Raw genomic sequence first — 21,855 nt, forward strand, 5'->3', positions numbered from 1 at the left:
TCGTTTATCCCTGTTTGACTTTGAGCGGCAGCACGCGGACCGGATCGCCGGCCTTCACGTCGAGCGCGACGGCATCGTCGGCCGACAGCACGAACGATCCGTTCGCGACCACGCCCGGCGCGACGCCGACGCGGAAATCGCCCAGCGACGTGTTCGACACCAGCGACCGGGGGGCGTCGTCCCGCGCGTCGGGCACGCCGATCGCGACCGGTACGACGACGCTCTCGCGCACCGTGCGCAGGTCGTTGACGTGGCATTCGAGCACGGGGCCCGCGTCGAAGATGTCGACGTGGTTCTGGTAGCGCAGCCCTTCCGCTTCGAGCATCTTGCGGGCCGGCAGCGTGTCGCGGTGCGTGAGCCCGACCGCGTCCTGCGCGTCCTGCGGCAGCAGGTCGACGTACACCGGATAGCGCGGCATCAGTTCCGCGAGGAACGACTTGCGGCCGTGCGAGCTCAGGTAATCGGCCGCGTTGAAATCGATCTGGTAGAAGTGCGAACCGACCGCGCGCCAGAACGGCGACGTGCCGTCCTCGTCGAAGTGGCCGCGCAGTTCCGCGCAGATGCGTTCCGGAAAGCGGTCGCGGAACTGCGCGATGAACATGAAGCGCGAGCGCGACAGCAGGCCGCCGACGCCGCCCGTGCGATAGCGCGGGCTCAGGAACAGCGAGCACACTTCCGCGTAGCCCGTCAGGTCGTGCGAGATGTTCAGCGCGGACATCCGCGTCCACACGCCGAGCTCCTGGCTTGCATGCACGACCGTGCTCACGCGGTAGTTGTAGAACGGCTGTTCGAGGCCGACCTGCGTTTCGATCCCGCACACGCCCGCGATGTCGCCCGTCTTCGATTCTTCCATCACGAAGAAGTAGCCGGCTTCGCCTGGCGCGGCCCGACCTTCGAGCGTGCGGCGCGAGCGTTCGATGCGCGCGGCGAGCGCGTCGCGGTCGGGCTTGAACGTGGTCAGGCCCGGCCCGGTTTCCTGCGCGAGCGACACGAGCGCGTCGACGTCGCCCGTTTGTACGACCCGAACGACGATCATGCTGCGTCTCCCTTCAAATCTTCATCGTCGCGGCGGTGCAGCGGCACGCAGCGCACGACATCGCCATCCTTCACGTCGAGCGCCGCGCGCACGTCGCCGGCCAGCGGCGCCTCGGCGCCGCCCGCGTCGGCCGCGTCGCCCGGCAGATCGGCCAGCACGCAGCGGAACGATTCGCCGCTGCCCGTCGACACCATGTACGCGACGTCGCCCTGCTGGTGCGCGGCCTCGCGCACGACGCGCTCCGACGCCTGCTTCACGCACGCGGTACGGTCGACCTGCGCGGTCAGCACCGGGCCCGCGTCGAAGATGTCGACGAAGCGGTCGGGCTCGAAGCCTTCCTCGAGGTGGATGTCGTACGCGAGCAACGCCGTTTCGTTCGGCTCGCCGAGCACGCGCTGCGCGGCTTCCGGCAACAGCGGCACATACAGCGGATAGGCCGGCATCACTTCCGCGATGAACGTGCGGCTGCGCCCGCCCGATGCGATGTCGACGTCCGTGAAGTCGCGGCCGAAGAACTTGCGGCCCACCGCTTCCCAGAACGGCGATGCGCCGTTGCCGTCGCTCACGCCGAGCAGCAGCGTGAACACTTCCGGCGTGAAGCGGCGGCGGTTCGCGGCGATGTACATCATGCGGGCGCGCGAGATCAGGTGCGCGGCCGCGTCGCCGCGCAGCGACGGATCGACGTAGAAGCCCGCGAGCCGGCTCTTGCCGGTCAGCTCGTGCGACATCGTGAGCGCGTGGATCTTGCGGTTCACGTGCAGCTCGCGCGACGCGTGGATCAGCGCGTCGTTGCGGAACGCGTAGAACGGTTCCGAGTAGCCGGCCGCGGCCACGATGCTCGCCGTGCCGAGCAGCTTGCCGGTCGACGAATCCTCGAGCACGAAGAGGTAGAACTCCTCGCCAGCGAAGTCGACGTCCGCGCGAAACGAATCCTCGGAGAGCGCCACACGCGCTTCGAGCGCCGCGCGGTCGTGCGGCAGCGAGTGCAGGACCGGCTGCGCGGTGCGCGCCATGTGCGCGAGCGCATCGAGATCCGTGAGTTTGCCGGGGCGAACAAATAGCATCGTCGTTCCTGTCTGCGATGGACGCGCCGATCAGCGCGCGGTGGCTTCCTGGGCCGCGAGCACCTGCTCGACTGCTTTCTCGAAGCGCTTCACGCCTTCGTCGAGCAGGTCGAACGGGATCACGAGCGACGGGACGAAGCGCAGCACGTTCGGGCCGGCGATCAGCATGATCAGCCCGTTCTCGGCGGCGGCCGTGACGAAGTCCTTCGCGCGGCCGTCGAATGCGGCGGTGAGTTCCGCGCCGACCAGCAGACCCTTGCCGCGGATGTCCTTGAAGATGCCGAAGCGCGCGTTGATGCGTTCGAGCGCGCCCTTCAGGCGCACGCTGCGTTCGCGCACGCCTTCCAGCAGCGCCGGGTCGCCGATCAGTTCGACGACCTTGTCCGCGATTGCCGATGCGAGCGGATTGCCGCCGTACGTCGTGCCGTGCACGCCGACCTTGAAGTGCGCGGCCAGTTCGTTGGTCGTCAGCATCGCGCCGATTGGGAAGCCGTTGCCGAGCGCCTTGGCGGTCGTCAGGATGTCCGGCGTGACGCCCGTGTCCATGTAGGCGTAGAACTGGCCGGTGCGGCCCACGCCCGTTTGCACTTCATCGAAAATCAGCAGTGCGTCGTTGGCGTCGCACGCTTCGCGCAGTGCCTTCAGGAACGCCGGATCGGCGGGGATCACGCCGCCCTCGCCTTGCACCGGTTCGACGATCACGGCGCAGGTTTTCGGGCCGATCGCGGCCTTCGCGGCTTCGATGTCGTTGAACGGCAGGTGCTTGATGCCTTCCGGCACCGGGCCGAAGCCTTCCGAGTATTTCGGCTGGCCGCCGACGCTGACCGTGAAGAACGTGCGGCCGTGGAACGACTGCACGAACGACACGATTTCGTATTTGTCCGCGCCGTGGCGGTCGAACGCGACGCGGCGTGCGAGCTTCAGTGCGGCTTCGTTCGCTTCCGCGCCCGAGTTCGCGAAGAAGGCGCGGTCGGCGAAGGTCAGCGATTCGAGGCGCTTCGCGAGGCGCAGCACTGGCTCGTTCGTGTAGCCGTTGCCGATGTGCCAGAGCTTGCGGCCTTGTTCGTCCAGCACCTTCAGCAGTTCGGGGTGGCCGTGGCCGAGCGACGTTACCGCGATGCCGCACGCGAAATCGATGTACTCGCGGCCGGCCGTATCCCACACGCGGGAGCCCTCTGCGCGATCCGGCACGAACGGGGCGGGAGAAAATACCGGCACCATCACTTCGTCGAATGTCTGGCGGGTCACGGTCGAGGTCGTCATGGTCGTTCCTTTCGGTTTCGTAAGAGGGTTCAACAGGATCAAGTTTAGGTAAGGGTGACGCAAGCGTCTTGCGGAATTGCGACGGGTTCTATCGGAAGGTTTGGGTTTTGCCCTCCCGGGGCGGGGGGCGGCTACGCCGTGTCGGTATTTTGGGGCTTTTTCTGGCTTGTCTGTGGTCGGCTTCCCATGTCGTGAAGCACCTGCAATCGTGTCGGTCTATTAGCGTCGCCCCTGCGCGGGGCAGCGGTCACTTTTCTTTGTCTTGCCAAAGAAAAGTAACCAAAAGAAAGGCGCTCGGATATCGCATGACCTCCCGGTGCCATCGCCAACAAAGTGGTCCGCACAAAAGTGTCCGCGCCAGTCAGGAATCCGGAGTGGTTCGAGCAATGGTTCTGACACCACTCCCTACACAACAGAGCGGTATACCGCCCCCTAGCTCCGTCCTCGCTTCGCTCGGCCGACAGGTCCACCCCCACCCAATCGCTATCACCAGCCCCCTCACAAGGAACCAACTTTCGATAAGCAGGAAATTCGCCACTCGCAAGAAAAATGGGGCGGCAAGCACATCGATGTCACGAAAATACCGACCGTCGAATAATCGGATCACACAAATGCTGGGAGCAGAAAAAATGCCTGGCACTCGACGGTTTACGCAGAGAAGCACGAACGCGATTGCATGACCGCCCCTGAAGTACCTTGCAGCCGAGCGCAGCGAGGATGGAGCTAGCGGACGGTATACCACTCCGCGGTGTAGCGAGTGGTGTCAGAACCATTGCTCGAACCACTCCGGATTCCTGACTGGCGCGGACACTTTTGTGCGGACCACTTGGGACGCTATGGCACCGGTAAGTCATGCGTTATCCGGGCGCCTTTCTTTTGGTTACTTTTCTTTGGCAAGACAAAGAAAAGTGACCGCTGCCCCGCGCAGGGGCGACGCTAATAGACCGACACGATCACAGGTGCTTCACGCCAAACGCGGGCGGACCACCAAACAACCCAAGTCAAAACCACCCTCAATCCTTCCCGCGCTCGACGAGCGCCCCCCCACGAGGTTCGCTGCCGCCGCCAGTCTGCTTTTCGAGCCACGCCCGCCGATCCTCCCGAGGCGTAACCCCGAACCTTTCGCGATAAGCGTTAGAGAAGTGCGCAGCAGAAGAGAACCCACAAGCGAGCGAAACCTGAACGACGGACTTGCTGGTCCGCTGCAACTGAGTCCGCGCCTTGAGCAGCCGAAGATTGAGGTAATACTTGGAGGGCATCGCCCCGAGATACTGCCGAAAGAGGCGTTCCAGCTGTCGGCGCGACACGCCGACCAACCCGGCGATCTCATCGGTAGTAAGCGGATCCTCGACATTGGCTTCCATCAAAAGCAACGCGTCATTGAGCCGAGGATGCCGCTCCCCCGGAGCAGTCACAAAGGGAATCCTCTGCCGCTCCTCGCCGCTGCGCAGCGTGCCGGCCCCCAGCGCATCGGCAATCCGCTCCGCGAGATCCGCCCCATGCTCCCGGCCAATCATGGCCAGCATGAAATCGACGGTCGCCTGCCCACCTGCACAGGTCGCCCGATCGCGATCGATCTCGAAGATCTGCTGCGTAACGATCGACCGCTCGAACTGCTCGGCGAACTGCTGATACGTCTCCCAGTTCACGCTCACGCGATACCCGGAAAGCTGCCCCGCCATCGCGAGCCACCACACGCCGTGATGAATCCCGGTCACGACGGGCGTACGCTGCCCGACCCGCGCGAGACTCGCGAGAAACAGCCGGTAATCGGCAAACTGCTGAAACCGCTCGGACACGACGATCAACCAGTCGCACGCGATCGCATCGTTGAACGCCGCATCGGCATGCCACTGCGCGCCGCCGGCGAGCGGCACCGGCCGCCCGTCCCACGAACACACCTGCCAGCGGTACAGCAGCCGCCCGTCGATTTCGTTCGCGAGATTCAGCGCATCGACGATCGGCCCCACGCCCGACATCGACACGGGCGGCAATGCAACGATCGCCACCTGCGTCGTGCGGGTGGCGCCTGCGGGACGAGACACCGGTACCACGGTTGAAACCTGCCCTGTCGCGTTACTTGAGACTGCCCGACAGGAACTGCTTGAGCCGCTCGCTCTGCGGGCGCACCAGCACTTCCTTCGGATCGCCCTCTTCCTCGGTCCGCCCCTGATGCAGGAACATCACGTGGTTCGACACGTTGCGCGCGAAACCCATCTCGTGCGTGACGACGATCATCGTACGGCCTTCCTCGGCCAGCTTCTGCATCACCTTCAGCACTTCACCGACGAGTTCCGGATCGAGCGCCGAGGTCGGCTCGTCGAACAGCATCACGTCCGGATGCATCGCCAGCGCACGGGCGATCGCCACGCGCTGCTGCTGGCCGCCCGACAGATGCGACGGATACTGCTTCTCGACGCGCGGCGGCAAACCGACCTTCTCGAGATACTCGCGTGCGCGGTCCTCGGCTTCCTTCTTCGAAATGCCGAGCACGTGCACGGGCGCTTCCATCACGTTCTCGAGCACGTTCATGTGCGCCCACAGGTTGAAGTGCTGGAACACCATCGCAAGCTTCGTGCGAATGCGCTGCAACTGCTTGTGATCGGCGACTTCGAGCGCGCCGGCACGGTCGGTCTTGGTGCGCACGGCCTCGCCGTCGACGACGATCTGCCCCGCATTCGGCCGCTCGAGGAAATTGATGCAGCGCAGGAACGTGCTCTTGCCCGAGCCGCTCGCGCCGATGATGCTGATGACGTCGCCGGCCTTCGCGTTCAGCGACACGCCCTTGAGCACCTCGTTGTCGCCATAGCGCTTGTGGATGTCGACCGCGGCAAGCTTGACGGAAGCGGACGCGCTCGTTTGAGTGATCTCGGCCAACTGGCTCTCCTCGAAGTAATTCAATGACGGGCGGCCGCGAGGTACGCGAGCCAGTGGCGCTCCGCGCGGCGAAACGCCGCGACGAGTGCGAACGATACCGCAAGATAGATCAGCGCGGCGATCCCGAACGACTGGAACGCCATGTAGGTCGCGGAATTGGCATCGCGCGCGACCTTCAGGATGTCCGGCACGGTCGCGGTGAACGCAACGGTCGTCGCGTGCAGCATCAGGATCACCTCGTTGCTGTACAGCGGCAGCGCGCGGCGCAGCGCCGACGGCAGGATCACGCGGCGGTACATCGTGAACGGCGACATCCCGTACGCGCGCGCCGCCTCGACCTCGCCGTGCGGAATCGCGCGGATCGCACCGGCGAAGATCTCGGTGGTGTACGCGCAGGTGTTCAGCGCGAACGCAAGAATCGCGCAGTTGAAACCGCTGCGGAAGAACGCGTCGAGCAGCGAGTGCGAGCGCACGAACTCGAGGCTGTACATGCCCGTGTACATCAGCAGCAACTGCACGTAGAGCGGCGTGCCGCGGAACACGTACGTGTAGAACCGCACGGGCATCGACACCCACTTGTTCCTCGACACGCGCGCGACCGCGAGCGGCACCGCGCACACGAAGCCGAGCGAAATCGATGCGACGAGCAGCCACAGCGTCACCGCGAGGCCGGACAAACGCTGGCCGTCCCAGAAAAGGAACGCCTTGCCGAATTCCTGGAGGATCTCGATCATAGTTCTGCGTGCCGCACGCCCATGGAATAACGCTTCTCGAGCTGGATCAGCACGAGGTTGGAGACGGTCGTGATCGCCAGATAGATCAGCGCCGCGACGAGGATGAAGAAGAACATGTTGAACGTGCTCTTGCCGGCGTCCTGCGCGGCCTTCACGACGTCCGCGAGACCGATGATCGACACCAGCGCGGTCGCCTTCACGAGCACCTGCCAGTTGTTGCCGATGCCCGGCAGCGCGAAGCGCATCATCTGCGGAAACATGATCCGCGCGAACACGCGCGCGCCGCTCATCCCGTAAGCCGACCCGGCTTCGAGCTGGCCGCGCGGCACCGACAGGAACGCGCCGCGAAACGTCTCGGTGAAGTACGCGCCGTAGATGAAGCCGAGCGTCAGCACGCCGGCCACGAACGGATCGATGTCGATCTGGTTCCAGCCGACGAGGTCGGTGAACTGATTCAGCCAGATCTGGATGCTGTAGAACAGCAGCAGCATCAGCACAAGATCGGGCACCGAGCGGATCAGCGTCGTATAACCGGTCGCGATCGCTCGCAGCACCCGGTTGTGCGACAGCTTCGCCACCGCGCCGATCAGCCCCAGCGCCACCGCAGTGGCGAGCGACAGCACCGACAGCTCGATGGTCTGCACGGTGCCGGCCCAGAGGACGGGACCAAAGCCGTAAAGGAACACGCGCGTCTCCAGAGTTGAATGAATGCCGACGCGACTGCCTGCCCCGCGCCGGGGTGACGCGGATAGTCGCAAGCGAAATTGATTGCCTCAAATCACCGTGCGCGCGGTTGCTGCGTCGCAACAATTCGTCCCACCATTTCTGCGCACGGCCTACGCCACTGTTTCAAAAGGAAAAAACCCGCTTCCTGACAGTCAGATGACGCGCCGGGAAGCGGGTTTTTTGCAATTTTCCGGTCGCTTTTTCGATATAGCGCCGGGCTGGCCGTCAGGCCGAATGGGCAGGTCCGGACCCACGCCACACAATCTCTCGCTCATGCCGCGACACGATGCGCGCCTGCGCGCCGATTCGACGCGATCCGTGGCGGCTTCCGATTTTTTGCATCTACAAAAACTTCTTGCTCCCTCATGTTTTTGCATCCACAATTAGTCGAAATTCCATTCGTTTTCGACGAAGCCAAGGATCTGTCGAACCGGCTGAAACACGGCATCTCGTTGCGAATGGCCGAATTCGCCGAGTGGGAAGCCGCGCGCACGTGGCCGGACACCCGCCGGGACTACGGCGAGGTACGCTGGATCTGTCTGGTGCCGATCGGCGCGCGCCTTTACACGGCGATCGTCGTCCCGCGCGGTCGCGCGCTGCGTGTCGTCAGCCTGCGAAAAGCCAACAACCGAGAGATGATTCGATATGAAGAAGGCGGTTAAATTCATACGCAACACGCCCGAGGAAGAAGCGGCGATCGCGCGCGGTATCGCCGCCGATCCGGACGCCCGTGAACTCGGCGACGAAGAAATCGACGCGATGGAGCCCTTCGTCGAGGTCGTCGCGAAGAAATTCGGGCGCCCGAAGCTCGAGCACCCGAAGGAGCAGGTCAGTATCCGCTACGACGCGGACATCCTCGCCGCGTTCCGGGCAGAGGGCCCGGGCTGGCAGACGCGCATGAACGACGCGCTGCGCGACTGGCTGAAGAAACGCCGCGCGTGAAGGTCAGCGCCCTTTCAGGATGTCGGAGCGCGAGGTCGTATAAACGAGCCCGTCCGGGCCGAAATGGACGTTGAAGAACGCGTCGGTGTTGACGCCGTCCTCGAGCCAGCGCCAGCTCCAGACCGTCTCGGGCTTCAGCGGATATTGCGCGATGTCGCCGGGCTTGCCGAGCAGGCGCCGCACCTCGTCCTCGTCCATCCCCGGGCGCACTTTCGCGAAATTCTCGGCGGTCAGCACCTGCGTCGCGCCCGTGTAGCGCCCGTTCGCATCGAGATCGACGAACCACGTCTGGTTGCCCATCGGGCCGCGCGGATACTCGAGACGCTTCGAGCCGTCGGTGAACGTGCGCTCGGTCTCGGGCTTGCCCATCGTGCCGCGCACGTCGGCCTCGGTCGATTCGCCGACCTTCAGCCCCTTCAGCAGCAGCGGCGCGGGCTTGATCGCGTTGAAGAAGTCCCTGATACGTTGCACGTCGAGATGGCCTTGGTCATCGCAACCGGTCAGCGCCAGCGCGGCGGCCAGCATCATCACGGAAAGCAGCCGGAAACGGAAAATCATCGGAAGAGTGGCACGTCGAGAAAACACGCGGCAAGGATACCCGCGCGACGCCAAAAGCGCGAGACGCGCCGTGCAGCCCGTCCCGTGTTCAGTGCGTCGTTTCGGTTTCGGTCCGGGTTTCGGACGCCCGGTTCGCCGGCGGCGCGGTGCGCGGCCCGGCCGACGGCACGCCCAGCCGGCGGCGCGTGCGCACCAGCTCGGCAAGCTGCCACGAGCCGAGCGCGAGGCAGCCGAACAGCACCTCTCGGCCGCGCTTGACGACCGCGAGCGACAGCGCCGTCTCGCGATCGACGCCGAACATCTGCGCGAGCAGCACGACGGTCGCTTCCTGCACGCCGAGCCCGCCCGGCACCATGAACGCCGCATGCCGCACCGCCTGCGTCATCGCCTCGATCGCGATCGCGCCGCCGATCGACACCGGGTGGCCGAGCAGCGTGAGCGCCCAGTAGATCTCGAGCGCGCCGAGCACGTAGCCGGCCAGTTGCCAGAAGAAGGCGCTGAACAGTAGGCCCGTGCGCGACATCAGCGAATCGATGTCGGCGTCGAGCCGGCGGCCATCGACGCCCTGCAGCAGCCGGTGCGAATCGCCGAGCAGGCGGCCCGCGAAACGCTCGATCGCATGGAAGATGCCGCCGCGCCGCATCAGCACCACGCCGAGCACCGGCAACGGCAGCGTCAGCAGCAGCGCGAGGGCGATCGTGCCACCGCCCATGTTGTCGGTCGTCGCGAGCAGCAGCACGAGGCCGAGCGCCGCGAACGCATACTGGACGACGATCGTCACGAGCACCTCGACGATCACCGACGCGGTCACACGGCTCGCGTCGGGCACCTGCCAGCGCGCGAGCCGGATGCCGACGATCTCGCCGCCGATCCCCACCACGGGCAACAGCCGGTTCACCGCCTCGCGCACAGTCGCGATCCACCACAGGAACGGCAGCGAACTGCGCCGGTCGAGCAGTTGGTGCCATGCATACGCATCGAGCAGCAGCGGCAGCGCGTGGAACGGCACGAGCCACAGCAGCGCATAGCCGGCGCGCGCGAGCATCTGCGACACGTCGCCGATGCCTTCGTGCAGCCCCAGCGCGAGCAGGATGCCGATGCCGATCGGCCAGCCGAGCCACTTGATCCATTTGCTCATGACGGCTGTGCTCCCGGTGCGCGCGACGCGTGCGCGCCGCGCCGTGCCGCAGGCTCGCCGAATACGTCGGCAAACCCGCCGGTCGCGACGCCCGCCGCCTTCAGCGCGGCCGCGACGCGCGGCGACAGCAGCGCATCCAGTTCGTCGACCGGACGGTAGCCGGCCATCGTCGGCGTGATCGGGCCGTCTCCGGCCTCGGCCGGATGGCAGTAGATCTCGCCGACGCCCGGCGGCAGCTTCGCGAGCGCGTCGAGCAGTACGGCCTCGTCCATCGCGCCCGTCTGCTCGATGCCGACCACGTAATCGTTGTGCGCGAGCCCTGCCCGGTCGAGCCGCGCGCGGACCAGCGCGATCCACGGCTTCAGCAGCGCGGGCGCGCTCGTTTCGTACGGCAGCCGCACCGCGCGCAGCCCGTAGTCGCGGCCGATCTCGATGATCATCGACAGCACGGTCGGATGCAGGTGGAAATGCTTGTGCGCGTTCACGTGGTCGAGCGGCAGGCCGCTCGCCGCGAACGCGTCGAACTGCGCACGGATCTCGCGGCGCAGTTGCGCACGCACGTGCGGCAGGAAGAAGAAGCGGCAGCCGTCCTTCGCCATCGCGTCGCCGAAGCGCCCGTCGGGCCCGACGAGCGCGGGAATCTCATGCGCGGGCAGCGTGGCCGGCCCGTCCGCGAGCACCAGGTGCAGGCCGACCGCGAGCGACGGCAGCCGCCGCGCGCGTTCGATCGCATCCTGCGCGGCGGGGGCGCCGACCATCAGGCTGGCGGCGTTCAGCACGCCGTCGCGGTGCGCGCGCTCGACCGCCGCGTTGACGCGCGGGTGCAGCCCGAAGTCGTCCGCGGTGAAGATCAGCGCCCGCGCCGCCCGCTGCGTCGCCACGGATCAGGCCTCGTGCGCGCGCAGGAAGCGGAAGAATTCGACGCCTTCGCGCAGGCGGCGCTTCATCATGTCCCAGCTCGTCAGCATCTCGCGCACGATCTCCCAGATCTTCGACGGACGGAAGTAGAACTGGCGATAGAACTGCTCGAGATGGTGATAGATCTCGTCGCGCGACAGGTGCGCATAGCCGATCGCCGCGAGCTGCACGCCTTCCTTGCTCACCAGGTTGATGGTCTTGTTCTCTTCCATCCAGCCGTTTTCCACGGCCTGCTTGTAGAGCGTCGTGCCCGGATACGGCGCGGCGAGCGAGACCTGGATCGTGTGCGGATTGATTTCCTTCGCGTACTCGATCGTCTTCTTGATGGTCTCCTGCGTCTCGCCCGGCAGGCCGAGGATGAAGGTGCCGTGGACCTTGATGCCGAGCTTCTTGCAGTCCGCGCTGAAGCGGCGCGCGAAATCGGTGCGCACGCCCTTCTTGATGTTCACGAGGATTTGGTCGTCGCCCGATTCGAAGCCGACCAGCAACAGGCGCAGGCCGTTTTCCTTCATGATCTTCAGCGACTTGTACGGCACGTTGGCCTTCGCGTTGCACGACCACGTGATGCCGAGCTTGCCCAGGCCGATGGCGATGGCTTCGGCGCGCGGCAGGTCGTCGGTGAAGGTATCGTCGTCGAACATCAGTTCCTTCACTTCCGGCATGTTGTCGCGAATCCACTTCGCTTCCGCGAGCACGTTCTCGACCGAGCGCGTGCGGTAGCGATGGCCGCTGACCGTCTGCGGCCACAGGCAGAACGTGCAGCGCGACTTGCAGCCGCGGCCCGTGTAGATCGACACGTACGGATAGTTCAGGTAGCCGATGAAGTAGTTGTCGATCTTCAGGTCGCGCTTGTAGACGGGCGCGACGAACGGCAGTTCGTCCATGTTCTCGAGGATCGGACGCGCTTCGTTGTGCTCGATCGAGCCGTCCTTCGCGCGCCAGCTCAAACCCTTGATCTCGGGGAACGGCTTGCCTTCGGCGAGTTCCTTGCAGGTGTAGTCGAATTCCTCGCGGCACACGAAGTCGATCGCCTCGCTCGCCGTGAGCGAGTTGTGCGGATCGACCATCACCTTCGCGCCGACCATGCCGACCAGCATCGACGGCTTCATCTTCTTCAGATCCTGCGCGAACATCGCGTCGGTCGGGAACGACGGCGTGCTCGTGTGAATGATCACGAGGTCGTAGTCGTTGGCGATCTTCAGCGTTTCCTCGACCGACAGGCCGTCGGCCGGCGCATCGACGACGCGGCTGCCCGGCACGAGCGCGGCCGGCTGCGCGAGCCAGGTCGGATACCAGAAGGAACGGATTTCGCGCTTCGCCTGATAGCGCGAGCCGGCTCCGCCGTCGAAGCCGTCATACGAAGGGGCCTGCAAGAACAGCGTTTTCATGAATGCTCCGGTAGCCTGCATAGTTCGTTTCGTTACAACGATTCAGTCAAAAAACCGCGGGCCGCCACGCCGGCGCCCGCCTCTCTGTCATGTCGCGCCGCGCGGCTTCGCCGTGCGACGCGTCTCGGCCCGCGGGCCGGGTTCGATCGACGGCCCTAGCGGCCGTCCACTGCTTCCACGGCCGCCGCCGTCGCGCGTTCGCCGCCGACGACCGTCATCCTGGCGCCGCGCCACACGACGTGCGTGCCGAACACGGCCGCGAGCCACTCGAGCGCGAGCAGCGTGTCGCGCACCGCGACGAGCGGCAGGTCGCGCCAGAACGCGCGCCAGCCGTCCTCGCCGCGCGCGTGCAGCACGAGCCGGCCGAATGCGCCGAGCGCGGCCGCCCCGCCCGCCAGCGTGCCGGCGAAGGTGCCGTCGAGGCGCAACGCGAGCGCCGCGCCGATCGCGAGCCACGGCACGGTAAACGTAATGAACAGGAACGCGAAGCCGGCCGGGTTCAGCGAACGGATCGTGCGCAGCCAGCGCGTCTCGCGGTGCCACAGCGGCCCGAACGACGACTCGATCACGTCGGTCGCGACCTCGACCTCCGACAGCACGGTGCGCCGCCCGAGGCGACGCGGCAGCTCGGCCAGCCAGAAATCGTCGGCCAGTTCGTCCTTCAGCGCGACGAGCCCCCCGATCCGGTCGAGCGTGTCGCGCGTGAGCGCGAGCGTCGCGCCGAAGCCGAAGCGGCTCGAGCGGCCGAGGTGCGTGATGCGCACCGACGGCGCGAACCAGGCGTCGACGAACTGCGCGCCGATCCGCGTCCAGAAGCCGCCGACGCTGCGCGCATGATACAGGCACGTGACGACCCCGACCGACGGGTCGGCGAGCGGCGCCGTGACACGCTCCAGATAGTCGGGCTGCACCGCGATGTCGCTGTCCGCGATCACGATGCGGCCATACTTCGCGCGCTCGGCGAGATTGATCAGGTTGCTGACCTTCAGGTTCTTGCCATGCACGCGCGCGTCGATCACGAGCGTGATGTCGCACTCCGGATGATCGGCGCGCAGCCGCTCGACGACGGCGATGGCCGGATCGGCCGACGATGCGACGCCGAACAGCACCTCGTAGCGAGGATGGCGCTGCGCGCAGAAGGTCGCGAGGTTTTCATACAGGTGCGGCTCCGCGCCGCACAGCGGCTTCAGCACACTGACCGGCTCGAAGCCGTCGCGCACCGCGGTGCGCGGCGTGCGCGGCCGCGGCGCGAAGGCCGCGACGACCGCGTAGCCGGCCGCGGCCAGCGTGAAGACGATCAGCAGCCAGTCGAGCAGCGTTGCGGCGGGCGTCATGCGCGAGGCCTCCCGGCGAATGGGGCGCCATGGCAAACGCTTGAGCGTGATTGAGCGTGATGCGGTATTCCGACAACGACGAACGCGGGCACGACCCGACTCCTTGTTCCAGCAGCGTCTGTAATGGGGGAGGCACGACCCGTTGTTCGGGTGCGGCCATGCCCGGCTTCGCGTGGCGTATCCCCGCGCAGCGCCCGGACGGCATGCGGGAAGACTCGAATGGCTCCATCGGCACAAGATGGGCAGGCGCCGGATTTTAGCAGTCCGCGCCCCCCCGCGCGCGGCGCTACGAGAAACGGACTGGTGCAATTCCAGCAAAGCTGAGCGGTCGACGAACCTTATCGGCCCGGCCACGTTCACATTAGCGTAAGCACTTTGCAGGCGTATTGCAGTCTTTAAAATCAAACGTTTCGTGCAAATTTGTATGTCGATGCGGTTTCACTTCCAATCGCCGTAAAGTTTGGTAATTAATCAGCGATTAGCTTGATTTTCGCAACGATCGTCGCAAGCAACCCTGCACCCCTGTAAGGCGCATGGGTATCCGCGCGCCACCAGCACGTTCCGGAACCCTTTGGCAAAATCGTTGGCATTTGTTGCGTCAGCGCATCACCACGCCACCCCGTTTCAAAGGTCTTCCGATGACACCGTTTTCCGTACTCGATCTCGCCCCCATTCCGGCCGGCGCCGACGCCTCGCAGGCGTTCCGTAACACCGTCGATCTCGCGCAGCATGCGGAACGCTGGGGCTACCAGCGCTACTGGCTGGCCGAGCATCACAACATGCCGGGGATCGCGAGTGCGGCCACCGCCGTCGTGATCGGCCACGTCGCGGGCGCCACGCGGACGATCCGGGTCGGCTCGGGCGGCGTCATGCTGCCGAACCATGCGCCGCTCGTGATCGCCGAACAGTTCGGCACGCTCGCGTCGCTGTATCCGGGGCGCATCGACCTCGGCCTCGGCCGCGCGCCCGGCACCGACCAGACCACGTCGCGCGCGCTGCGCCGTGACCTGATCGGCAGTGCCGATTCGTTTCCGGACGACGTCGCGGAGCTGCTGCGCTACTTCGCGGAGCCGGTACCCGGCCAGCGCGTGCGAGCGGTACCCGGCGCGGGGCTCGACGTCCCGGTGTGGCTGCTCGGTTCGAGCCTGTTCAGCGCGCAGCTCGCGGCGATGCTCGGGTTGCCGTTCGCGTTCGCGTCGCACTTCGCGCCGGATTATCTGATGCGAGCGCTCGAAATCTATCGCGCGCAATACCGGCCGTCGGCCGCGTGGCCGAAGCCGCATGCGATGGTGGGCGTCAACGTGTTCGCGGCCGAGACCGACGACGAGGCGCGGCGCCTGTTCACGTCGCTGCAGCAACAGTTCATCAACCTGCGGCGCGGCACGCCGGGCAAGCTGCCGCCGCCCGTCGACGCGCTCGAGGCGAACGAACTCGAGCTCGCGACCGTCGCGCATTCGCTGTCGTTCGCGGCGGTCGGCTCGCGCGACACGGTGCGCGACAAGCTGCGCGACCGCATCGCGCAGACGGGCGCGGACGAGCTGATCATCACCGCGCAGATCTACGATCACGCCGCGCGGCTGCGCTCGTTCGAACTGACCGCGCAGATCCGCGACGAGCTCGCGAACGAGGCACGCTGACGGCACGACCGCGCGCGGCCTGCCGCCTGCCCCGCGTCACTGCGGGTGCACGGCCTCCAGCCAATCGAGCAGCGCCTTGTGGAACGCGTCGGGGTCCTGGATCTGCGGCGCGTGTCCGAGCGCCGGAAATTCGACGAGCTGCGCGCCGGGAATCGCGGCCTGCGTGCGCTTCGCGAGTTCCGGATAGCGGCCGAGCTTCGCGTGCACGTCGGGCGGCGCGACGTCCTTGCCGATCGCGGTCGTATCCTTATCGCCGATCATCAGCAGCGTCGGCACACGAATCGCGCCGAATTCGTAGACCACCGGCTGCGTGAGGATCATGTCGTAGATCAGCGCGGAATTCCACGCGACCGCGTCGCGGCCGGCGCCGCGATACATCCCGGCGAGCATCTGCACCCAGCGCTCGTACGACGGCGCCCACTTGCCCGCGTAATAGGTCGACTGCTCATAGCGGCGAATGCCATCGGCGTTGGTCTTCAGTTCGCGCGCATACCAGTAGTCGACCGACAGCGGCGGCACGCCGAGCGCCTTCCAGTCCTCGAGGCCGATCGGGTTCACGAGCACGAGCTGGTCGGTCGCCTTCGGATACATCAGCGCATAGCGGATCGCGAGCATCCCGCCCGTCGAGTGGCCGACGATCGTCGCCGACTTCACGCCGACCGATTCGAGCAGCGCATGCGTATTGCGTGCGAGTTGCTGGAAACTGTACTGGTAGCGCTCGGGTTTCGACGACTTGCAGAAGCCGATCTGGTCCGGCGCGATCACGCGATAACCGGCGCGGCTCAGCACGCCGATCGTGTCCTCCCAGGTCGCCGCGCAGAAGTTCTTGCCGTGCAGCAGCACGACGGTGCGGCCGTTCGGGTGCGCGGGCTGCACGTCGAGGTACGCCATCTCGAGGGTTTCGCGCTGCGACACGAACGCGTACGCGTGCACGGGCGCCGGATACGCAAATCCTTCCAGGCGCGGGCCGTAAGCGGGCCCGTCGTTGGCGGCGGGCGTCACGGCAACGGCCGCAACCGGCATCGCGCACGCGGCGGCGGCGCTCACGCCGAGCACGGCGGCACGCGCGACGGACAACATCTTGCAAATCGAAAGCATGGCGATCACGGTGGTTGGGGACGCGCGCGGGCGGCCGGGCTGCAGCGGGGCCGTCTCGCGCCCCGCGATTCTACGCGGTCGCGTGACGACGGCGCGCAACACTCCGGGGCCGCGCGACTTCCGCGCGTGTGACGAACTCGGGTATCGTGTGACGTGACCCTGAAACGCGTGCAGGCGAATTCCCATGAAAAACGTCCTCAGCATTCAGTCGCACGTCATCTACGGCCATGCCGGCAACAGTGCGGCCGTGTTCCCGATGCAGCGTCTCGGCATCAACGTCTGGCCGCTCAACACCGTCCAGTTGTCGAATCACATGCAGTACGGCCACTGGGCCGGCAGCGCGATCGACGCCGCGAAGATGGAACAGCTCGTCGACGGCATCGCCGCCATCGGCGCGCTCAAGCGGTGCGACGCGGTGCTGTCCGGCTTCCTCGGCTCGCCGCCGCAGGCACGCGCGGCGGTCGAGATCGTGCGCACGGTAAAGGCAATGAATCCGAACGCGTGGTACTTCTGCGATCCGGCAATGGGCCAGACGGGCGGCATCCGGCCCGAGCCCGGGGTCGAGGAATTCATCGTGGAGGAGGTGCCCGCGCTCGCGGACGGCATGTCGCCGAACCACACCGAACTGCAGAAGCTCGCCGGGCGGCGCATCGAGACCGTCGCCGAAGCCGTCGACGCATGCCGCGCGCTGATCCGCCGCGGCCCGCAGATCATCCTCGTCAAGCATCTGCACGACCGCAACAGTCCGGCCGACCGTTTCAACATGCTCGCCGTCACCGAGACCGAAGCGTGGATCGGCCAGCGGCCGCTGTATGCATTTCCGCGCCACCCGGTCGGCGTCGGCGACCTGACCAGCGCGATCTTCGTCGCGTGCCGGCTGCGCGGCGATTCGGTGCGCGCCGCGTTCGAGCACACGCTCGCGGCCGTCCATGCGGTGGTGAAGGCCACCTACGACGCGCGCCGCTACGAGCTCGAACTCGTCGCCGCGCAGGACGAGATCGCCCGCCCGAGCGAATGGTTCGGCGCGTGGGTGACCGACGCCTGACGCGTCGGCACTCCCCTGCGCTGCTCCAGCGCGCCGCTGTCCCGCTGTCCCGCTGTCCCGCTGTCCCGCTGTCCCGCTGTCCCGCTGTCCCGCTGTCCCGCTTTCCCGCTTTCCCGCTTTCCCGCTTTCCCGCTTTCCCGCTTTCCCGCTTTCCCGCTTTCCCGCTTTCCCGCTTTCCCGCTTTCCCGCTTTCCTGCTTTCCTGCTTTCCCGTTGCAGCCGACCTGCCGACGCCGCATCCCGCTGCCCGTTCGCTGCCCGTGCAAACGTTTCCGGACTTCACATGAATGACACCGATTCCTCGCTATGCTCGCGGCGGCACGCACCGGCGCAGCCGCATCCTGCGACCCGGTGCGCGCCCTTCCCGCAGGTCCCGCCAATCGGCTCCCTCTTTACCCCACGATAACGACCATGACCCGATCGAACCGTCGTGACTTCCTGCGCGTCGCCGCCGGCACCGCCGGCGCCGCCGCGCTGAACCTGTTTCCGCCCGTGATCCGGGACGCGCTCGCGATTCCCGCGAACCGCCGCACCGGCACGATCCGCGACATCGAACACATCGTGATCCTGATGCAGGAGAACCGCTCGTTCGACCACTACTTCGGCACGATGCGCGGTGTCCGCGGCTTCGGTGACCCGCGCCCGCTGCGCCTCGCGAACGGCAAGTCGGTGTTTCACCAGCCGGTCGGCCCGGCCGAACTGCTGCCGTTCCACCCGGGCGCCGACAAGCTCGGCCTGCAGTTCCTGCAGGACCTGCCGCACGGCTGGCAGGACATGCACGCCGCCTGGAACAAGGGCCGCTACGACCAGTGGGTGCCGAACAAGGGCACCACGACGATGGCGTACCTGAAGCGCGACGACATCCCGTTCCACTACCAGCTCGCCGACGCGTTCACGATCTGCGACGCGTACCACTGCGCGATCCCGAGCTCGACCGACCCGAACCGCTACTACATGTGGACGGGCTACGTCGGCAACGACGGCACGGGCGGCGGCCCGGTGCTCGGCAACGAGGAAAAGGGCTACGGCTGGACGACCTATCCGGAAGTGCTGGAACAGGCCGGCGTGTCGTGGAAGATCTACCAGGACGTCGGCACGGGGCTCGACGCGAACGGCTCGTGGGGCTGGACGCAAAACCCGTACATCGGCAACTACGGCGACAACTCGCTGCTCTACTTCAACCAGTACCGCACCGCGCTGCCCGGCACGCCGCTGTACGACAAGGCGCGCACCGGCACCAACATCAGCGCCGGCGGCACGCTGTTCGACGTGCTGCAGCAGGACGTGAAGAACGGCACGCTGCCGCAGGTGTCGTGGATCTGCGCGCCCGAAGCGTATTCCGAGCACCCGAACTGGCCGGCGAACTACGGCGCGTGGTACATCGAGCAGGTGCTGAAGGCGCTCGTGTCGAACCCCGACGTGTGGAGCAAGACCGCGCTGTTCATCACGTACGACGAAAACGACGGCTTCTTCGACCACGTGCCGCCGCCGTTCGCGCCGCAGTCGCGCGAGAACGGGCTGTCGACGGTCGCGACGACCAACGAGGTGTTCGCCGGCGACGCGTCGCACATGGCCGGCCCGTACGGGCTCGGGCCGCGCGTGCCGATGCTGGTCGTGTCGCCGTGGACCAAGGGCGGCTGGGTCTGCTCGCAGACCTTCGATCACACGTCGCTGCTGCAATTCATCGAGGCGCGCTTCGGCGCGCAGTATCCGGTCACGGCCGCCAACGTGTCACCGTGGCGCCGCGCGGTGTGCGGCGATCTCACCGCCGCATTCGACTTCGCGACGGCCGATGCCGGCTGGCCGACGTTGCCCGACACGAGCGGCTACGCGCCGCCGGATCGTAACCGCCACCCCGACTACATCCCGGTGCCGCCGCTGCTGCAGAAGCTGCCGAAACAGGAAGCCGGGCTGCGTCCGGCGCGCGCGCTGCCGTACGAACTGTTCGTGCACGGCCGCGTCGAAGCCGCCAACGGCCAGTTCCGGCTGACCTTCGCGAACACGGGCCGCGCGGGCGCCGCGTTCCAGGTCCAGTCGCGCAACCGCGTCGACGGCCCGTGGGCGTACACGGTCGAAGCCGGCAAACGTATCGCCGATACGTGGAGCGCGGCCGCGTCGCTCGGCCTGTACGACCTCGACGTATACGGCCCGAACGGCTTCTACTGCCATTTCCGCGGCCCATTCGCGACGGGCGTGGGCAGCGCGAACGTGAACCCGGAGGTGATCTACGGCTACGACGTCGCGAACGGCAACATCACGCTGCGCCTGATGAACCGCGGCCACAAGGCCGTGCGGCTCAAGGTCACGAACGCGTACGGCCACGGTCACGCGCGCACGTTCGACCTCGCGCCGGGCGCGCACGTCGACGATTACTGGGACCTGCGCGGCAGCCACGGCTGGTATGACCTCACCGTCAGCGACGGCCGCCTGCTCGGCTTCCTGCGCCGCTTCGCGGGCCACGTCGAAACGGGCCGCCCGAGCACCAGCGACCCGCTGATCCGCACGACCGCGTCGCACGACGACGCCGAAGCCGCGTCGGACGCCCTGTCCGACTGACGTCGACCCACGCGCGGCGCGACCCGCCTGACGGGCCGCGCCGCGTTGTTGCCCGCACCGCCCCCTTCTCTGCGCCCGTTGCGTTCGCGACGGGAAACTCCCGATACCGGCGGCCGCCGCTCGCGCGGAAGCTATGCGCAAATCCGCATCGAATGCGCGACAAATTTCCAAGACCCGCGCATATCGGCGACCTATATATCGAAGCAATCGGGGCTCTTCGCGGAGCCTGACGGGAGATGTTTCCGAGGATCACGATGCCGACCTCCCCGCCCGATTCCGAGAAGCGGTCGAACCGCCCGCCCGTCGCACGCGCCCGGCCCGCCCGGGCGCGCGCGGTACCCACTCGCCGGTGTCGAACAAGAGGAACAACATGAAATTCCGTCATTCCCTGCTGTCGGTGTCGATTGCATCCGCGCTTGCCCTTCTCTCGCAACAGGCTGCCCAGGCCGCCGACACAACCGACGTGAAGGTCGGCTTCGCCGCGCCGCTCACGGGCGTGAACGCCGGCTACGGCAAGGATCTGCAAAACGGCGTGCAGCTCGCGCTCGACGATGCGACCGCGCAGAAGGTGCAGATCGCCGGCAAGCCCGCCCACTTCAATCTCGTCGTGCAGGACGACCAGGCCGACCCGCGTATCGGCGTGCAGGCCGCGCAGGCGCTGGTCGACCAGAACGTGTCGGTCGTGGTCGGTCACTTCAACTCGGGGACGACGATTCCGGCGTCGGTGGTCTACGACAAGGCCGGCATTCCGGTGATCGACCCGGCCGCGACCAACCCGACGCTCACGTCGCGCGGGCTCGCGAACATGTTCATGGTGATCGCGACCGACGGCCAGAATGCCGGCAACGCGGGCAAGTACGCGGTCGAGGTGACGAAGGCGAAGCGCATCGCGATCATCGACGACCGCACCGCGTTCGGCCAGGGCGAGGCCGACGAATTCGAAAAGGCCGTGAAGGCCGCTGGCGGCAACCTCATCGGCCGCGAGTTCACCAGCAACCAGGCGGTCGATTTCCGTGCGCAGATCACGAGCCTGAAGGCCAAGAATCCCGACCTGATCTTCTTCGGCGGCCTCGATTCGCTCGCCGCCAACTTCATCAAGCAAATGCGTCAGCTCGGGCTGAACGCGCAGTTCGTCGGCGGCGGCGGCGTGAAGGACAACGAGTTCATCAAGATCGCGGGGCCGGCCGCCGAGGGCGCGATGGCGTGGGAATACGGTCAGCCGCTCGACGAGCTGCCGCAGGGGAAGGATTTCGAGGCGCGCTTCAAGAAGCGCTTCGGCGTCGACGTGCTGTCGTATGCGCAGTTCGGCTACGACGCGGCGTGGGCGGCGATCAAGGCGATGCAGGCGGCCGGTTCGACCGACCCGAAGGCCTATCGCCCGGCGCTGAAGAAAATCGACTTCCAAGGCGTGACCGGCCGCATCTCGTTCGCGAACGACGGCTCGCTGAAGAGCGGGATGTCGACGCTGTACCAGGTGAAGAACGGCGCGTGGAAGACGATCGTGACGAAGGGAGGCTGATCGGCGATGCAGGCGGCCGGCGG

19 protein-coding genes are annotated in these 21,855 nt (G+C 66.6%); 6 read left to right on the top strand and 13 right to left on the bottom strand.

What is annotated here, in order from left to right:
* Positions 1 to 4: 4 nt before the first annotated feature.
* From astA to hisQ, 7 genes are all read right to left on the bottom strand, one after another.
* Entirely contained in the window at positions 5 to 1,036 is a 1,032-nt protein-coding gene (gene astA, locus HWX07_RS10245) for an arginine N-succinyltransferase (protein ID WP_006476438.1), read from the bottom strand.
* The gene (gene aruF / locus HWX07_RS10250) at positions 1,033 to 2,100 is read right to left on the bottom strand and encodes an arginine/ornithine succinyltransferase subunit alpha (protein WP_006476439.1); all 1,068 of its coding nucleotides are present in this window, start codon (positions 2,098 to 2,100) and stop codon (positions 1,033 to 1,035) included. Before aruF ends, astA begins: the two co-directional genes overlap by 4 nt.
* Before the next feature lie 30 nt (positions 2,101 to 2,130).
* Positions 2,131 to 3,363, bottom strand: coding sequence for an aspartate aminotransferase family protein (locus HWX07_RS10255; RefSeq protein WP_006476440.1), 1,233 nt, complete (start codon positions 3,361 to 3,363; stop codon positions 2,131 to 2,133).
* Between the two features lie 1,013 nt (positions 3,364 to 4,376).
* Complete coding sequence (locus tag HWX07_RS10260) at positions 4,377 to 5,417, bottom strand: GlxA family transcriptional regulator (protein ID WP_011544983.1); 1,041 nt, start codon at positions 5,415 to 5,417, stop codon at positions 4,377 to 4,379.
* A 22-nt stretch (positions 5,418 to 5,439) separates the two neighbouring features.
* Positions 5,440 to 6,240 carry an ATP-binding cassette domain-containing protein gene (locus tag HWX07_RS10265; protein ID WP_006476442.1) on the bottom strand — a complete coding sequence of 267 codons (801 nt, stop codon included), beginning with the start codon at positions 6,238 to 6,240 and terminating at the stop codon, positions 5,440 to 5,442.
* Between the two features lie 20 nt (positions 6,241 to 6,260).
* A complete protein-coding gene (locus HWX07_RS10270; RefSeq protein WP_006476443.1) occupies positions 6,261 to 6,974 on the bottom strand; it encodes an ABC transporter permease in 714 nt (237 codons plus the stop codon).
* Positions 6,971 to 7,660, bottom strand: coding sequence for a histidine ABC transporter permease HisQ (gene hisQ, locus HWX07_RS10275; RefSeq protein ID WP_012328180.1), 690 nt, complete (start codon positions 7,658 to 7,660; stop codon positions 6,971 to 6,973). Before hisQ ends, HWX07_RS10270 begins: the two co-directional genes overlap by 4 nt.
* A gap of 405 nt (positions 7,661 to 8,065) precedes the next feature.
* Between hisQ and HWX07_RS10280 the strand changes: the two genes are divergently transcribed.
* Positions 8,066 to 8,362, top strand: coding sequence for a BrnT family toxin (locus HWX07_RS10280; RefSeq protein ID WP_175876247.1), 297 nt, complete (start codon positions 8,066 to 8,068; stop codon positions 8,360 to 8,362).
* Positions 8,346 to 8,642 carry a BrnA antitoxin family protein gene (locus HWX07_RS10285; protein ID WP_027805965.1) on the top strand — a complete coding sequence of 99 codons (297 nt, stop codon included), beginning with the start codon at positions 8,346 to 8,348 and terminating at the stop codon, positions 8,640 to 8,642. The genes HWX07_RS10280 and HWX07_RS10285 overlap by 17 nt, the downstream gene beginning before the upstream one ends.
* A 3-nt stretch (positions 8,643 to 8,645) precedes the next feature.
* Here HWX07_RS10285 and HWX07_RS10290 read toward each other — a convergent pair whose 3' ends face one another.
* From HWX07_RS10290 to hpnI, 5 genes are all read right to left on the bottom strand, one after another.
* A complete protein-coding gene (locus tag HWX07_RS10290; RefSeq protein ID WP_175876248.1) occupies positions 8,646 to 9,200 on the bottom strand; it encodes a hypothetical protein in 555 nt (184 codons plus the stop codon).
* Positions 9,201 to 9,288: 88 nt separating this feature from the next.
* A complete protein-coding gene (locus HWX07_RS10295) occupies positions 9,289 to 10,338 on the bottom strand; it encodes a lysylphosphatidylglycerol synthase domain-containing protein (RefSeq protein ID WP_175876249.1) in 1,050 nt (349 codons plus the stop codon).
* Positions 10,335 to 11,219 carry a hopanoid biosynthesis-associated protein HpnK gene (hpnK, locus tag HWX07_RS10300; RefSeq protein ID WP_069232375.1) on the bottom strand — a complete coding sequence of 295 codons (885 nt, stop codon included), beginning with the start codon at positions 11,217 to 11,219 and terminating at the stop codon, positions 10,335 to 10,337. Before hpnK ends, HWX07_RS10295 begins: the two co-directional genes overlap by 4 nt.
* A gap of 3 nt (positions 11,220 to 11,222) precedes the next feature.
* Entirely contained in the window at positions 11,223 to 12,665 is a 1,443-nt protein-coding gene (gene hpnJ / locus HWX07_RS10305; RefSeq protein ID WP_347879187.1) for a hopanoid biosynthesis associated radical SAM protein HpnJ, read from the bottom strand.
* Between the two features lie 134 nt (positions 12,666 to 12,799).
* Positions 12,800 to 13,978 (bottom strand): bacteriohopanetetrol glucosamine biosynthesis glycosyltransferase HpnI, encoded by a 1,179-nt coding sequence (hpnI, locus tag HWX07_RS10310; protein ID WP_175876251.1) that lies wholly within the window; start codon positions 13,976 to 13,978, stop codon positions 12,800 to 12,802.
* 638 nt (positions 13,979 to 14,616) lie between these two features.
* Between hpnI and HWX07_RS10315 the strand changes: the two genes are divergently transcribed.
* Entirely contained in the window at positions 14,617 to 15,615 is a 999-nt protein-coding gene (locus HWX07_RS10315) for an LLM class flavin-dependent oxidoreductase (RefSeq protein WP_175876252.1), read from the top strand.
* A gap of 36 nt (positions 15,616 to 15,651) precedes the next feature.
* Here HWX07_RS10315 and HWX07_RS10320 read toward each other — a convergent pair whose 3' ends face one another.
* A complete protein-coding gene (locus HWX07_RS10320) occupies positions 15,652 to 16,713 on the bottom strand; it encodes an alpha/beta hydrolase (RefSeq protein WP_175876253.1) in 1,062 nt (353 codons plus the stop codon).
* Positions 16,714 to 16,897: 184 nt separating this feature from the next.
* On the opposite strand from HWX07_RS10320, the gene pdxY reads away from it, so the two are divergent.
* The 3 genes from pdxY to HWX07_RS10335 all read left to right on the top strand — a co-directional run bounded on the left by pdxY (position 16,898) and on the right by HWX07_RS10335 (position 21,832).
* Positions 16,898 to 17,758, top strand: coding sequence for a pyridoxal kinase PdxY (gene pdxY, locus HWX07_RS10325; protein ID WP_175876254.1), 861 nt, complete (start codon positions 16,898 to 16,900; stop codon positions 17,756 to 17,758).
* Between the two features lie 410 nt (positions 17,759 to 18,168).
* The gene (locus HWX07_RS10330; RefSeq protein ID WP_175876255.1) at positions 18,169 to 20,313 is read left to right on the top strand and encodes a phospholipase C, phosphocholine-specific; all 2,145 of its coding nucleotides are present in this window, start codon (positions 18,169 to 18,171) and stop codon (positions 20,311 to 20,313) included.
* 370 nt (positions 20,314 to 20,683) lie between these two features.
* The gene (locus HWX07_RS10335; RefSeq protein WP_175876256.1) at positions 20,684 to 21,832 is read left to right on the top strand and encodes a branched-chain amino acid ABC transporter substrate-binding protein; all 1,149 of its coding nucleotides are present in this window, start codon (positions 20,684 to 20,686) and stop codon (positions 21,830 to 21,832) included.
* Positions 21,833 to 21,855 lie beyond the last annotated feature (23 nt).

Source organism: Burkholderia sp. BCC0097, from assembly GCF_902832985.1.
Taxonomy (GTDB): domain Bacteria; phylum Pseudomonadota; class Gammaproteobacteria; order Burkholderiales; family Burkholderiaceae; genus Burkholderia; species Burkholderia orbicola.

Excerpts from the sequence above, each read along its gene's own strand:
- HWX07_RS10270 (WP_006476443.1), bottom strand. The coding sequence starts at position 6,974 with ATGATCGAGATCCTCCAGGAATTCGGCAAGGCGTTCCTTTTCTGGGAC.
- HWX07_RS10330 (WP_175876255.1), top strand. The coding sequence starts at position 18,169 with ATGACCCGATCGAACCGTCGTGACTTCCTGCGCGTCGCCGCCGGCACC.
- astA (WP_006476438.1), bottom strand. The coding sequence starts at position 1,036 with ATGATCGTCGTTCGGGTCGTACAAACGGGCGACGTCGACGCGCTCGTG.
- aruF (WP_006476439.1), bottom strand. The coding sequence starts at position 2,100 with ATGCTATTTGTTCGCCCCGGCAAACTCACGGATCTCGATGCGCTCGCG.
- hpnI (WP_175876251.1), bottom strand. The coding sequence starts at position 13,978 with ATGACGCCCGCCGCAACGCTGCTCGACTGGCTGCTGATCGTCTTCACG.
- HWX07_RS10320 (WP_175876253.1), bottom strand. The coding sequence starts at position 16,713 with ATGCTTTCGATTTGCAAGATGTTGTCCGTCGCGCGTGCCGCCGTGCTC.
- hpnJ (WP_347879187.1), bottom strand. The coding sequence starts at position 12,665 with ATGCAGGCTACCGGAGCATTCATGAAAACGCTGTTCTTGCAGGCCCCT.
- pdxY (WP_175876254.1), top strand. The coding sequence starts at position 16,898 with ATGAAAAACGTCCTCAGCATTCAGTCGCACGTCATCTACGGCCATGCC.
- HWX07_RS10295 (WP_175876249.1), bottom strand. The coding sequence starts at position 10,338 with ATGAGCAAATGGATCAAGTGGCTCGGCTGGCCGATCGGCATCGGCATC.
- HWX07_RS10285 (WP_027805965.1), top strand. The coding sequence starts at position 8,346 with ATGAAGAAGGCGGTTAAATTCATACGCAACACGCCCGAGGAAGAAGCG.
- HWX07_RS10280 (WP_175876247.1), top strand. The coding sequence starts at position 8,066 with ATGTTTTTGCATCCACAATTAGTCGAAATTCCATTCGTTTTCGACGAA.
- HWX07_RS10255 (WP_006476440.1), bottom strand. The coding sequence starts at position 3,363 with ATGACGACCTCGACCGTGACCCGCCAGACATTCGACGAAGTGATGGTG.
- HWX07_RS10335 (WP_175876256.1), top strand. The coding sequence starts at position 20,684 with ATGAAATTCCGTCATTCCCTGCTGTCGGTGTCGATTGCATCCGCGCTT.
- HWX07_RS10290 (WP_175876248.1), bottom strand. The coding sequence starts at position 9,200 with ATGATTTTCCGTTTCCGGCTGCTTTCCGTGATGATGCTGGCCGCCGCG.
- HWX07_RS10315 (WP_175876252.1), top strand. The coding sequence starts at position 14,617 with ATGACACCGTTTTCCGTACTCGATCTCGCCCCCATTCCGGCCGGCGCC.